Source organism: Achromobacter sp. UMC71, assembly GCF_014170305.1.
Taxonomy (GTDB): Bacteria; Pseudomonadota; Gammaproteobacteria; order Burkholderiales; family Burkholderiaceae_B; genus Achromobacter.
In genome coordinates this window covers 192,942-205,809 of record NZ_LZZT01000015.1, presented here as the reverse complement: position 1 = coordinate 205,809, position 12,868 = coordinate 192,942, and the positions used below count along the sequence as shown (strand labels likewise).

11 protein-coding genes are annotated in these 12,868 nt (G+C 66.4%); 9 read left to right on the top strand and 2 right to left on the bottom strand.

The window, feature by feature from the left end; genetic code table 11:
- The first annotated feature begins 187 nt into the window (after positions 1-187).
- From parE to A9974_RS07195, 5 genes are all read left to right on the top strand, one after another.
- Positions 188-2,149, top strand: coding sequence for a DNA topoisomerase IV subunit B (gene parE / locus A9974_RS07215; protein WP_183003440.1), 1,962 nt, complete (start codon positions 188-190; stop codon positions 2,147-2,149).
- Positions 2,149-2,754, top strand: a complete 606-nt coding sequence (locus A9974_RS07210) for a YcxB family protein (protein ID WP_183003439.1) — start codon at positions 2,149-2,151, stop codon at positions 2,752-2,754. The genes parE and A9974_RS07210 overlap by 1 nt, the downstream gene beginning before the upstream one ends.
- Positions 2,755-2,789: 35 nt before the next feature.
- On the top strand, positions 2,790-5,111 hold the full coding sequence (gene parC, locus A9974_RS07205; protein WP_183003438.1) for a DNA topoisomerase IV subunit A: 2,322 nt from the start codon (positions 2,790-2,792) through the stop codon (positions 5,109-5,111).
- Between the two features lie 145 nt (positions 5,112-5,256).
- Entirely contained in the window at positions 5,257-5,889 is a 633-nt protein-coding gene (locus A9974_RS07200; RefSeq protein WP_183003437.1) for a TetR/AcrR family transcriptional regulator, read from the top strand.
- Positions 5,886-7,175 (top strand): DUF418 domain-containing protein, encoded by a 1,290-nt coding sequence (locus A9974_RS07195; protein ID WP_183003436.1) that lies wholly within the window; start codon positions 5,886-5,888, stop codon positions 7,173-7,175. Before A9974_RS07200 ends, A9974_RS07195 begins: the two co-directional genes overlap by 4 nt.
- An 85-nt stretch (positions 7,176-7,260) precedes the next feature.
- Here A9974_RS07195 and A9974_RS07190 read toward each other — a convergent pair whose 3' ends face one another.
- A complete protein-coding gene (locus A9974_RS07190) occupies positions 7,261-8,601 on the bottom strand; it encodes an aspartate aminotransferase family protein (protein WP_183003435.1) in 1,341 nt (446 codons plus the stop codon).
- Positions 8,602-8,708: 107 nt separating this feature from the next.
- Positions 8,709-9,665 carry a MurR/RpiR family transcriptional regulator gene (locus tag A9974_RS07185; RefSeq protein WP_370539586.1) on the bottom strand — a complete coding sequence of 319 codons (957 nt, stop codon included), beginning with the start codon at positions 9,663-9,665 and terminating at the stop codon, positions 8,709-8,711.
- Between the two features lie 253 nt (positions 9,666-9,918).
- Between A9974_RS07185 and A9974_RS07180 the strand changes: the two genes are divergently transcribed.
- From A9974_RS07180 to A9974_RS07165, 4 genes are all read left to right on the top strand, one after another.
- Entirely contained in the window at positions 9,919-10,467 is a 549-nt protein-coding gene (locus tag A9974_RS07180) for a MarR family winged helix-turn-helix transcriptional regulator (RefSeq protein WP_183003434.1), read from the top strand.
- Entirely contained in the window at positions 10,464-11,024 is a 561-nt protein-coding gene (ectA, locus tag A9974_RS07175) for a diaminobutyrate acetyltransferase (protein ID WP_183003433.1), read from the top strand. Before A9974_RS07180 ends, ectA begins: the two co-directional genes overlap by 4 nt.
- Positions 11,025-11,148: 124 nt before the next feature.
- Positions 11,149-12,456 carry a diaminobutyrate--2-oxoglutarate transaminase gene (ectB, locus tag A9974_RS07170; protein WP_183003432.1) on the top strand — a complete coding sequence of 436 codons (1,308 nt, stop codon included), beginning with the start codon at positions 11,149-11,151 and terminating at the stop codon, positions 12,454-12,456.
- A complete protein-coding gene (locus tag A9974_RS07165; protein WP_183003431.1) occupies positions 12,453-12,857 on the top strand; it encodes an ectoine synthase in 405 nt (134 codons plus the stop codon). Before ectB ends, A9974_RS07165 begins: the two co-directional genes overlap by 4 nt.
- Positions 12,858-12,868: the final 11 nt, after the last annotated feature.

Sequence of the window (12,868 nt, the reverse complement as noted above, 5' to 3'; positions counted from 1 at the left end):
GTTTTGTGTAGGATGTCGCGGCGCAGTTGTCGTGATCGGGGTGGTTGAACCCGGCTACGCTGGCTGTGTCTATCGTCATCCTACCGAATTCGGAGCTGGTCAGGTCGTGCGCATCCCACCCGGAGCCGCGCAGAATCTGGGCTTATCCGTAAAATGTCGGTTTTTTTCCACAGATGTTGGGGATAACTTGGCCACTCCACGTTACAACGAGGCGTCCATCCGCGTCCTGAAGGGGCTGGAGCCCGTGCGCCAGCGCCCGGGCATGTACACCCGCACCGAAAACCCTCTGCACGTTGTGCAGGAGGTCATTGATAACGCCGCAGACGAGGCCCTGGCCGGCTACGGCAAGCAGATACAGGTCACGCTGCACATCGACGGCAGCATTTCCGTCGAAGACGACGGCCGCGGCATTCCCGTCGGCCTGCACCCCGAAGAACACGCCCCCGTGGTGGAGCTGGTGTTCACCCGCCTGCACGCGGGCGGCAAGTTCGACAAGGCCGGCGGCGGCGCCTACGCCTTTTCCGGCGGTCTGCACGGCGTCGGCGTGTCCGTCACCAACGCCCTGGCTACTCGGCTGGAAGTCGTGGTCTGGCGCGATGGGGCGGTCAACCGTCTGGTCTTCAAGGGCGGCGACGTCGCCGAGCCCCTGGCGCCCTATGACCAGGGCGGCCGCAAGAAGTCCGGCACCCGCGTGCGGGTCTGGCCCGACGCGAAATACTTCGACAGTCCCAATATTCCACTGGGCGAGCTGACGCACCTGTTGCGCAGCAAGGCCGTGCTGTTGCCGGGCGTGAAGGTCCTGCTGGTCAATGAAAAGACCGGCGACACCAAGACCTGGCAATACCAGGACGGCCTGCGCGGCTACCTGGCCGAGGCGCTGTCCGGCGCCGAGCTGATGGTGCCGTTCTTCGAGGGCGAGCAATACGCCGGCGCCGACCACGAGAACTTCGCCGAAGGCGAGGGCGCCCAATGGGTCGTGGCCTGGACCGAAGACGGCAACGCGGTGCGCGAGTCGTACGTCAACCTGATTCCCACGCCGGCAGGCGGCACCCACGAATCGGGCCTGCGCGAAGGCCTGTTTGCCGCGGTGAAGGGTTTTGCCGAACTGCACAGCCTGCTGCCCAAGGGCGTCAAGCTGCTGCCCGAAGACGTGTTCGCCCGCGCCAGCTTCGTGCTGTCGGCCAAGGTGCTGGACCCGCAGTTCCAGGGCCAGATCAAGGAACGTCTGAACAGCCGCGACGCGGTCCGCCTGGTGGGCGGTTTTTCCAAGAGCGCGCTCGACCTCTGGCTGCACAGCAATGTGGAATACGGCAAGAAGCTGGCCGAACTGGCCATCCGCCAGGCGCAGGCACGCCAGCGCTCGGCGCAAAAGGTCGAAAAACGCAAGAGCTCCGGCGTGGCCGTGCTGCCCGGCAAACTGACCGATTGCGAATCCAGCGACGCCAGCCGCACCGAAGTCTTCCTGGTCGAGGGCGATTCGGCCGGCGGCTCGGCCAAGATGGGCCGCGACAAGGAGTTCCAGGCCATCCTGCCGCTGCGCGGCAAGGTGCTCAATTCCTGGGAAGTCGACCGCGACCGCCTGTTTGCCAACAACGAAATCCACGACATTTCCGTCGCCATCGGCGTGGACCCCCACGGCCCGAACGACACGCCGGACCTGTCGGGGTTGCGCTATGGCCGCATCTGCATCCTGTCCGACGCCGACGTCGACGGTTCCCACATCCAGGTGCTGCTCCTGACGCTGTTCTACAAGCACTTCCCCAAGCTGGTCGAGGCCGGCAACGTGTACGTGGCCAAGCCGCCGCTGTTCCGCCTGGACGTGCCAGCGCAGGGCAAGCGTCCGGCGCGCAAGATCTACTGCCTGGACGAGGGCGAGCTGGAAGCCGCGCAGGACAAGCTGCGCAAGGAAGGCTCGCGCGAAGGCGCCTGGGCGGTCAGCCGCTTCAAGGGCCTGGGCGAAATGAACCCTGAACAGCTCTGGGAAACCACCATGAACCCGGACACGCGCCGGCTGTTGCCGGTGGGCTATGGCGACCAGACCCCCGAAGACACCACCCGCATGTTCGACATGCTGATGGGCAAGGGCGAGTCCTCGCAGCGCCGCGCCTGGATCGAGGAAAAGGGCAACCTGGCGGAGCTGGACATCTGATGACGCAGGCCCCGTCGCCGTCCGCGTCCATGGTGGTCGACCTCACCGCCGACGACTATGCGGATTTCTCGGCCTACGTGTATAAGCGTCCGGAATTGCGCCGGCGCCGCTACCTGTCGCACCTGCGCTTCGCCATCCTGATGGTCGTGGTCCTGCTGGCCTACCTGGTCTGGCAGACCTGGGACGGCCATGGGCCCAACTGGAGCCTGGTGTTGCCGGTGTACTTCGAGGGCCTGGCCGTGGGCCTGGGCATCCTGGTGCTGCTGGCGCTGGCCTACGAGTTCGTGCTGCCCGGGCTGGTGCGCATGAACACGCGGCGCATGCTGGCCAAGCGGCCCGACGGGCTGTTCCTGGGCCGCCACGAACTGGTCTTCGGCGTGCAAGGCATCCAGGACACGGTCGCCGGCGCATCCGGGCAACTCGCCTGGGGCGACGTGCGCCGGGTCGAGGAAACGCCGCAGCATCTCTACGTCATCCTGGGTACCTTGCAGGGCGTCATCATCCCCAAGCGCGGGCAGGACGCCGCCACGCTGGACGCGGTGCGCGCCCGGCTGCGCGAGCACGTGGCCGATATCCAGCTGCTGGACGCCGCGCGTTCCCGATGACGCCGTTTCAATGAATTTGTCTACCTGAAACCATCATGACCGACAGCAATCAACACGGTTTGTTCGACGCCGCGCCCGAAGAGGGCGGCGACGCGGCCATCACCCTGGCGCGCTATGCCGAGCAGGCCTATCTGGACTACGCGGTGTCCGTGGTGCGGGGCCGGGCCCTGCCGGACGTAGGCGACGGACAAAAGCCCGTGCAGCGCCGCATCCTGTATGCGATGCAGGCCATGGGCCTTGCGGCCGGCGCCAAGCCGGTGAAGTCCGCGCGCGTCGTGGGCGACGTGCTGGGCAAGTACCACCCCCACGGCGACCAGGCCGCCTATGACGCCATGGTGCGCATGGCGCAGGACTTCTCGCTGCGCTATCCGCTGATCGACGGCCAGGGCAACTTCGGCTCGCGCGACGGCGACAACGCGGCCGCCATGCGTTACACCGAAGCGCGCCTGACGCCCATCGCCAAGCTGCTGCTGGACGAGCTTGACGAAGGCACGGTCGACTTCGTGCCCAACTACGACGGCAGTCAGCAAGAGCCGCAGATGCTGCCGGCGCGCCTGCCCGTCATGTTGCTCAATGGCGCATCGGGCATCGCGGTCGGCATGGCCACCGAAATCCCGCCGCACAACCTGCGCGAAGTGGCCCAGGCCTGCGTGGCGCTGATCAAGCACCCGCAACTGCCGGACGCCGAGCTGTACGGCATGATCCCGGGCCCGGACTTCGCGGGCGGCGGCCAGATCATCACCCCCGCCGCGGACATCGCCCAGATCTACGCGGGCGGCCGCGGCTCGCTCAAGGTGCGGGCGCGCTGGCAGTTCGAGGAAATGGCGCGCGGCCAGTGGCAACTGGTGGTCACCGAGCTGCCGCCGGGCACCTCGGGCCAGAAGGTGCTGGAAGAGATCGAGGAAATCACCAATCCCAAGGTCAAGAGCGGCAAGAAGAGCCTGACACCCGAGCAGACGCAGGCCAAGGCCGTGATGCTGAACCTGCTGGACGCCGTGCGCGACGAATCCGGCAAGGACGCCGCGGTGCGCCTGGTGTTCGAGCCCAAGACCTCGCGGGTGGACCGCGACGAATTCGTCAATACGCTGCTGGCCCAGACCAGCATGGAAAGCAGCGCGTCGATCAACCTGGTCTGCATCGGCACCGACGGCCGTCCGCGGCAGAAGGGCCTGCGCGACGTCCTGGTCGAATGGTTGGCGTTCCGTACCAACACTGTCGTGCGCCGTACCCGGTTCCGCCTGGACAAGGTCATCGACCGCATCCACGTGCTGGAAGGCCGCATGGTGGTCTACCTGAATGTGGAAGAGGTCATCCAGACCATCCGCGAATCCGACGAGCCGCGCGCGGCCCTGATGGAACGCTTCAAGCTGTCCGAGCGGCAGGCCGAAGACATCCTGGAAATGCGCCTGCGTCAGCTGGCCCGCCTGGAAGGCTTCAAGATCGAGAAAGAACTCGAGGAAAAGCGCAAGGACCAGGTCGCCCTGGAGGAACTGCTGGAAAATCCCAACACCCTCAAGCGCCTGCTCATCAAGGAAATCGAAGCCGACGCCAAGCAGTACGGCGACGAGCGCCGTACGCTGATCGAAACCGCCGAGCGCGCCGTGCTCGAAACCAAGGTGCTGGACGAGCCGGTCACCGTGGTGGTGTCGCAAAAGGGCTGGTTGCGCGCCCGCCAGGGCCACGGCCATGACGCGTCGCAGTTCGCCTTCAAGCAGGGCGACGACATGTACGGCGCTTTCGAGTGCCGCACCACCGACACGCTGATCGCCGTGGGCGACAACGGCCGGGTCTACTCGGTGCCGGTGGCCAGCCTGCCGTCGGCGCGCGGCGACGGGCAGCCGGTGACGACCATGATCGACCTGGAAAGCGGCACCCGCATCGTGCACACCATCGCGGCGGCGCCCGACAGCCGCTGGCTGCTGGCCACGCGCGGCGGCTACGGTTTCTCGGCCAAGCTGTCCGACATGACCGGCCGCCAACGCGCCGGCAAGCAGTTCATCACGCTGGAAGCGGGCGACGAGCTGCTGCGTCCGGTGCCGCTGTTCGAAGGCGCCAAACAACTGGCCCTGCTGTCGCAGAAGGGCAAGTTCCTGGTGTTCGGGCTGGACGAGGTCAAGTCGCTGTCCGGCGGCGGGCGCGGCACCATTCTGATGGGGCTGGACGGCGCCGACAAGCTCGACCAGACTGTGCCGATCGGCGCGCTGGGCCTGCGCGCCGCGGGCATCTACCGCAACAAGCACACCGAGGACATCCTGGCGGGCGAGGCGTTGGCGATCTACGTCGGCAAGCGCGCCCGCAAGGGCCGGGCGCTGGATGTGCGTCCCAAGCAGCCGCTGCTGTCGCCCGTGCTGGGCTGATTGCTGCCGGTTGGTCGTGGCACGGCCTGAAGGCGGACCCTGCGGGGTCCGCCTTTTTATTGATGGGCGTATTGACCCCGCGGGATGGCCTGATATTTAATAGATAGATCAATCGGTCTATTAATTAATTTCGTCCCGCGAGCCCATGCGAAAAGTCGATCCCGCCAAGCAATACGAGCGCCGCCGCCAGATTTTGGCCGCGGCCGCGGAATGCTTCACCGAAAACGGCTTCCATGCCACTTCCACCGCCCAGATCTGCGCCCGCGCGTCGATGAGCCCCGGCAACCTGTTCCACTACTACGCCAGCAAGGCCGAGATCATCGAGGCGCTGATCGCGTCGGATACCGAGGCCCTGCGCGAACGCCAGCAGACCGCCGGCGCTGCGCCCGATGCGCGCGCGGCCCTGACGGGCTGGGTCGGCGACAACCTGGCGCAGTACCAGGATCCGGGCTTCGTGCGGCTGGGCATGGAGGTGCTGGCCGAGGCGGTGCGCAACCCGCGGGTCCATGCGCTGGTCATGGCCAATGAAAGCGAACGCAAGGCGGCGTTGTATGCGCTGCTGGCGGCCGTGTGGCGCGAGACGCCGCCCGCTGCGCTGCCGCGGCCCCTGGCGGAAATGGCGGACTTGCTGCTGTTGCTGCTCGACGGCATCTACAGCCGTTCGGTGGTCGACCCCCGGTTCGACGCCGCCGCGGGCAGCCGGCTGCTCGATGCCGCGCTGCAGGGCTGCCTGCCGCCCGTCTTGCCTGGGAACGATCTGGCCGGAGGCCGCGCATGAGCTCCATCCAACAGACGCCGCCGGTTTTGTCTCCGCAGGCGGTGCCCGGGCAGGACGCGCCGCAATCGCTGGCCGGCACGCAGGCGGCGCCGCGGCGCCTGGCCCAGGTCGACGCGCTGCGCGGGTTCGCGCTGTTCGGCATCCTGGTCGTCAACATCGGCGTGTTCGCGTCACCGTTCTACGGCACCGGCATTGCCGATCCCGTTTTTTCACGGCCTCGGGATGCGGTGGTCGGCTGGCTGATCGCGTGGCTGTTCGAAACCAAGTTCTATCTGCTCTTCTCGTTTCTGTTCGGTTATAGCTTCACCTTGCAGATGGCCGCGGCGGAACGTAGCGGCAGCGCCTTCGAGCCACGCTTTCTGCGGCGGCTGGCGGGGTTGGCCGTGCTTGGGCTGGCGCATGCCTTGCTGTTCTATCAGGGCGACATCCTGCTGACCTATGCCTTGCTGGGCGGCGTATTGTTGCTTTGCCGGAACATGGATTCCCGCCGTGCGTTGCGCATCGCCTTGAGTGTGACGGTGCTCGTGTCGCTGGCCTGGGGCGTGCTGGGTGTCCTGGGACTGTCGGATCCCCCCACCGCGGACGAATTGAGCCAGTATGCGACCGAAGCGCAGGCCGCCATCGGCGCTTACCGCGGCACGATCGCGACGACCATTGCTCAGCACTGGTACGAGCTGACCAGCCGCATCTGGGGTGTCATCGTCCTGGTGCAAGGGCCGTTCGTGTTTGCGATGTTCCTGGCGGGCTACGCCTTGGGACGGCACCAGGCGCTGGCCGACCCTTGGCGTCAGCCGCGCGTGCTGTGGGCGCTTTGCGCACTGGGCGCGGTGCCGGGCCTGGCGGGGTCCGCCGCTTACGCGACCTCGTCCCTGGCAACGGTATCCCGGGGCTGGGAGCTGTCCGGGCTGGCGTTGGATCTTCTGACGGCGCCCTTGCTCAGCATGTCGTACGCCGCGGCGTTACTGCTGGCGATGCGCACGCGGCCGGGCGCCTGGCTGGCCGGGCGGCTGGCGCCGGCGGGCCGCATGGCCCTGACCAACTATCTGATGCAGTCGGTGGTGTGCGCATGGATCTTCACCGCCTGGGGGCTGCGGCTGTCCGGCAGCGTGTCGCCGGGGGCGGCGTTGTTGATCGCCGTGGCGCTGTTCCTGGTGCAGTTGCCCGTGTCGGCATGGTGGCTGGGCCGCTATGCCTACGGCCCGGTCGAATGGTTCCTGCGGGCCCTGACCGTCGGCGCCTGGCCGGCCTGGCGCCGTGTGCCGGCGGAGCGCCATCCGGACGGCTGAGTCTGCCTGGGCCATCGGGGGCGGCGAGCCGCCTGCCCGGCAGTCAGGTCGATGGCCGGCGATCAAGCTGGCCATCGGTTTCGCATCAGCGCGCGGCGTCGGCGATGGCGGCATCAATCGCGCCGGCCAGGCGTTCGGTCAACTGGTCCAGTTCGTCATCCGAGATGATAAAGGGCGGGGCCAGCAGCACGTGATCACCCTGGCGGCCATCGATGGTGCCGCCCATGGGGTAGACCATCAGGCCACGCGCCATCGACTCGCGCTTGATGCGGGCATGTAGCGACAGGGCCGGGTCGAACGTCGCCTTGCTGGCGCGGTCGCTCACCAGTTCCACGCCCATGAACAGCCCGCGCCCACGGATGTCGCCCACATGGGGATGGTCGCCCAGCGCCTGTTGCAGCCGCTGGCGCAGGCCGTCGCCCTGGGCGCGCACGCGCGCCAGCAGGTCGTCGCGCCGGATCACTTTCTGCACCGCCAGCGACGCCGCGCAGGCGGTGGCGTGACCCAGATAGGTGTGGCCGTGCTGGAAGAAGCCGCTGCCTTGCAGGATCGCCTGCACGATGCGTTCCTGCGCCATGACCGCGCCAATCGGCTGATAGCCGCCGCCCAGACCCTTGGCGATGGTGATCAAATCGGGCGTCACGCCTTCCTGTTCGACAGCGTACAGCGTGCCGGTGCGGCCCATGCCGCACATCACTTCGTCGGCGATCAGCAGCACACCGTGGCGGTCGCAGACCTCGCGGATGCGGCGGAAATACCCGGGCACGGCCGTGACGGCGCCGGACGTGGCGCCCACCACGGGCTCGGCCACGAACGCCATCACGGTATCCGCGCCCAGCCGTTCAAAGGTCTGCTCCAGTTCCTGCGCCAGCCGCTCCGCGTACTGGTCGCCGGTTTCGCCGGCGCGCTGGTCGCGATAGGCGTAGCAGGGCGACACGTGTTCCACGTCGATCAGCAGCGGCGCGAATTGCGCGCGGCGCCAGGCGTTGCCGCCCACGGCCAGCGCGCCCAGCGTGTTGCCGTGATAGCTCTGGCGCCGCGCCACGATGTGGCGGCGCTGCGGCTGGCCGATTTCAACGTAGTACTGCCGGGCCATCTTCAGCGCGGCTTCGATGGCTTCCGAGCCGCCCGACACGAAGTAGGCGTGCGAGGTGCCTGCCGGCGCGTCGTCGACCAGCATCGCGGCCAGTTCCTCGGCCGGCTCGGTCGTGAAAAAACTGGTGTGGGCGTAGGCCAGCGCGTCGATCTGCGCATGCATCGCGGCCTGCACGTCGGGATGGTTATGCCCCAGGCAAGAGACCGCGGCGCCGCCCGAGCCATCCAGATAGGCACGTCCGTCCCGGTCGTAAAGCCAGACGCCCTGACCGCGCACGGCCACGGGCGGCGTGCTGCGCAGGGAACGATGTAGAACGCGGGTGCTGGTCATGGCTGGGGTCTCCAAAAGCATGGAAAACAGAAGGGGCGCCGCGAGGGCAGTGATTCAGTCAGAAGGGCGGGACAAGCGGGGGCAATCGGGGGGGGCAAGCCACAACCTCATTCAGATGACGATGCGCGGCTGCGTTTGCGCGGGGGTTCGCGCCAATAGGCGCCGTCCGCCTGCAACCGGCTCTCGATCTCGGCCAGGCGCTGCAGCATTTCATCGCCGCCGCGAGCCGCCAGGCGCGCGATCAGGTGTTCGGCCAGGCCCAAGAGGCCCGCGGTGCTGTGAAAGAACGACCCGGGGCCGCGCTGCGCCGAGGTCTCGGCGCCGGCGGAGGCGGCGGGCGGATCGTCGGGGCGGGTAAACCGCAGCACATGGTCCGCCGCCTGCGCTACGGGATTGGCGGCGCTGTCGGTCAGCGCCAGCACCGTGACGCCGCGGTCGGCGATCTGGCGGGTCAGCTTGACGGTGGCCGCGGGGTAGGGGGCTTGCGAGACGACCACCAGCGCATCGCCTTGCTGCAGGCTGTCGGCGTCTTCGGCCGAGGCGCCGCCCAGCCCGTCGATCAGGATGCCGTTGCGGCGCAGCAGGTGATAGGCATACCGCATCTGGAAGGCGATGCCGAACGCCGAGCGCGTGCCCAGGAAGCCGACCTGGCGCGCGGTCAGCAGCGCGTCGACGGCCGCGTCGAACGCGGCCGGGTCGTTGGCCTGCCACACCGATGCCATGGCCGCGGTCTGCAATTGCGTGAGCGTGTCGTGGCCGTGACCGCCGGATTGCGCCGCGTGCGAGGCCTGCAGGCGCGCCGCGCGGTCGCGCAGGCTGGCGTCGGACGCGCCGGCCAGCGCGCGCTGGAAGGGGGCGCGGAAGGCTTCGTAGCTGTCATGGCCGGCGGCGCGGGCCAGCCGGAGCATGGTGGCGGGGGAAACGCCCACGGCCTGCGCCTGCCGGCGCATCGACCACAGGCCGACCTGCGCGGGGTTGGCCAGCACCCAGCGCGCCGCGCGCTGCATTTCGGCGGGCAGCCCGGCGGTGAGTTCGCGCAGGTGTTCTTGCAGGGAGGCAATCACGATAGGGAGGGCGGACGAGAACGGTATAAAACAAATGCTACATCTTTATTTGAGTAAAAAACAGATGTTCTATTTTCGAATGGTACGACAATCCTGACAGATCGTAACGTCGATGCCCCCCTGGGGTGCCCTTGGGAACATCGCCGTAAATAGCGCGGAAATGATTACAAAATGGCCGGTGATCGGGTTTGACACAGGGATAGGTCACCCATATCATTCGTATAGAAATCAATTTAGCTGAACTAATTCAGTCATGAATAAACAGACCGTAACCGACCCCTCGCAGCAGTACGACCTGCGCATTTTGCGGGCACTGCGCCGAATCACGCGATCCATTGCGTTGCATTCGCGCCAGCTGTCCGCGGTCAGCCATATCACGGCGCCGCAGCTCATGTGCCTGCGCACGGTCATCGCGAACGGCCCGTTGACGGCGACCGCGATCAGCCGCGAAATCCATGTCAGCCCCAGCACGGTGGTCGGCATCCTGGACCGCCTGGAAGACAAGGGCCTGATCCGCCGCGAGCGCGGCCGCGAAGACCGCCGCATCGTTTTCGTGACGGCCACCGACGCCGGCCGCGAATTGGCCCAGCAGGCGCCGTCGCCGCTGCAAAAGCACTTGGCCGACGCGCTCAATGCGCTGCCCGAACTGGAGCAGGCCACCATCACGCTGTCGCTCGAACGCATCGTGGCGCTGATGGAAGAAGAAAGCGAGGTCGCCACGGATACGCAAGGCGACGTGTCGTCGCCCATCCTCGAGGTGCCCACCGGCGGGGCGCCTCCCGAATCGGGACTGGTTGTATGAGAAAAGACGAACTGATCGACCCAACGAACTCAAGTGCCGTGGCGCCGGCGGCGGGCAGCAAAACGCATCTCTTGCGTGAGCCCCGCCGCAAGGACGGCGCCGCGATCCACCAGCTTATCTCCGAGTGCCCGCCACTCGATCTGAATTCCCTCTACGCGTACCTGCTCCTGTGCGAGCACAACCGCGGCACCTGCGTCCTGGCCGAAAGCGCCGGAGGACGCATCGATGGATTTATCTCCGCTTACGTGCTTGTCGACAGGCCCGACGTGTTGTTCGTCTGGCAGGTCGCCGTGCACACCCGCGCACGCGGCCAACGGTTAGGCCGCGCCATGCTTCGGGACCTCTTGCGACGCGAGGGGCTCGAACATGTTCGTCATCTTGAAACCACGGTGGCGCCTGACAACCAGGCATCGCGCCGCACCTTCGCCGGCCTGGCCGGCGAGCTGGGCGCCCATGTTTCCGAGCAGCCGTTCTTCGATCGGCAACTGTTCGGCGGCGCGGACCATGACGACGAGATGTTGTTGAGGATAGGCCCGTTCACCTTGCCCGCGCCGTAAGGCGGGGTCACGACGGGATTTATCGAAAACCGGGATGGTCGTGCGGATCCGGATGCGCCTGGCGCGCATGCGGAGGGGCTCTGGCCGTCTGTCAACTTATGAGATGAAAGGGAGGATTAATCACATGGACTTGAAAATCTTTGACCGGATGGAGTCGGAGGTACGGGGCTATATCCGGTCGTTTCCCGTGATCTTCAGCCAGGCCAGGGGGTCGACGCTGGTCGACGAGGACGGCGGCGAATACATCGATTTCTTCAGCGGCGCCGGCACCTTGAATTACGGTCACAACAATCCGGTGCTGAAGGAAAAGCTGCTGGAATACGTGCAGTCCGATGGCGTGGTGCACGGCCTGGACATGGCCACCAGCGCCAAGAAGCGCTTTCTCGAGACCGTCGATCGCGTGCTGCTCAAGCCGCGCAACTGGCAGTACACCCTGCAATTCACCGGCCCCACGGGCACCAATGCGGTCGAGGCGGCGCTGAAGATCGCGCGCCAGGTGAAAGGGCGTCCCAATGTGATTTCCTTCACGCACGGCTTTCACGGCGTCAGCGGCGGCTCGCTGGCGGTGACTGCCAACATGAAGTTCCGCGATGCATCCGGCTATCCGCTGGCCAACACCACGTTCATGCCCTATGACGGCTACTTCGGGCCGGACGTGGACACCATGGCCTACCTGGAACGTATGCTGGAAGATCCCAGCAGCGGCATGGACAAGCCCGCCGCCGTCATCGTGGAAACGGTACAGGGCGAAGGCGGCGTGAACGTGGCCACCCTGCGCTGGCTCAAAGAGCTGGACAAGCTGTGCAAGCGCCACGACATGTTGCTGATCGTGGATGACATCCAGGTCGGTTGCGGCCGCACCGGCACGTTCTTCAGCTTCGAGGCCGCTGGCATCCGCCCCGACATCATCACGCTATCCAAGTCGCTGTCGGGCTTTGGCTTGCCGATGTCGCTGGTGCTGATGAAGCCCGAGCTGGATATCTGGAAGCCGGGCGCCCACAGTGGCACCTTCCGCGGCAACAACCTGGCCTTTGTCACCGCGACGCAGGCGCTGGAGACCTACTGGACCAACACCGCGTTCACCGCGGAAATCCAGCGCAAGGAACGCCTGGTGCGGGACTGGCTGGAAAACCTGGTGCATAGCTATCCCAACGCCGGCCTGTCGGTGCGCGGCCGCGGCCTGATCCAGGGGCTGGTCTGCAGCGGCACGCCGGCGCTGGCCAACCGCATCGCCGCCAACGCGTTCAAGCGTGGCGTGGTCATCGAAACGTCGGGGGCGCACGACGAGGTGCTCAAGCTGTTGCCGGCCCTGACCATCGAGGAAGAGCTGCTGACCAAGGGCCTGGACGTGATCGAGGCCAGCGTGGCCGACGCGCTGGCCGAAGAAGGGCAGTCCGCCCGCATTCTGAAATTTGGAGGAAAACGTCAATGATCGTACGCAATGTCAAAGATGTGATCGGCACCGCCGACGAAGTCCGCACCGATACCTGGGTCAGCCGCCGCGTGCTGCTGAAAAAGGACGGCATGGGATTTTCCTTCCACGAGACCACCATTTTTCCCGGCGGCCGCACCCATATCCACTACAAGAACCATCTGGAAGCGGTGTGGTGCATTGAAGGCGACGGTTCCATCGAGACCATCGCCGACGGCAAGAAATACGCGCTGGGGCCGGGCGTGGTCTATGCCTTGAACGAGCATGACGAGCACTGGCTGTGCGGCGGTAAGGAGCCGCTGCGCGTCATCTGCGTGTTCAACCCGCCGCTGACGGGCCAGGAAGTGCACGACAAAGAAGGCGTCTACGCCTTGCCTGAAGCCCAAGCCAAAGCGGCCTGATACAAGGAGGT

What these genes read in the sequence shown, in the direction of transcription:
- A9974_RS07210 (WP_183003439.1), top strand. Translation starts at nt 2,149, where the DNA reads ATGACGCAGGCCCCGTCGCCGTCCGCGTCCATGGTGGTCGACCTCACC.
- parC (WP_183003438.1), top strand. Translation starts at nt 2,790, where the DNA reads ATGACCGACAGCAATCAACACGGTTTGTTCGACGCCGCGCCCGAAGAG.
- A9974_RS07200 (WP_183003437.1), top strand. Translation starts at nt 5,257, where the DNA reads ATGCGAAAAGTCGATCCCGCCAAGCAATACGAGCGCCGCCGCCAGATT.
- A9974_RS07195 (WP_183003436.1), top strand. Translation starts at nt 5,886, where the DNA reads ATGAGCTCCATCCAACAGACGCCGCCGGTTTTGTCTCCGCAGGCGGTG.
- A9974_RS07190 (WP_183003435.1), bottom strand. Translation starts at nt 8,601, where the DNA reads ATGACCAGCACCCGCGTTCTACATCGTTCCCTGCGCAGCACGCCGCCC.
- A9974_RS07180 (WP_183003434.1), top strand. Translation starts at nt 9,919, where the DNA reads ATGAATAAACAGACCGTAACCGACCCCTCGCAGCAGTACGACCTGCGC.
- ectA (WP_183003433.1), top strand. Translation starts at nt 10,464, where the DNA reads ATGAGAAAAGACGAACTGATCGACCCAACGAACTCAAGTGCCGTGGCG.
- ectB (WP_183003432.1), top strand. Translation starts at nt 11,149, where the DNA reads ATGGACTTGAAAATCTTTGACCGGATGGAGTCGGAGGTACGGGGCTAT.
- A9974_RS07165 (WP_183003431.1), top strand. Translation starts at nt 12,453, where the DNA reads ATGATCGTACGCAATGTCAAAGATGTGATCGGCACCGCCGACGAAGTC.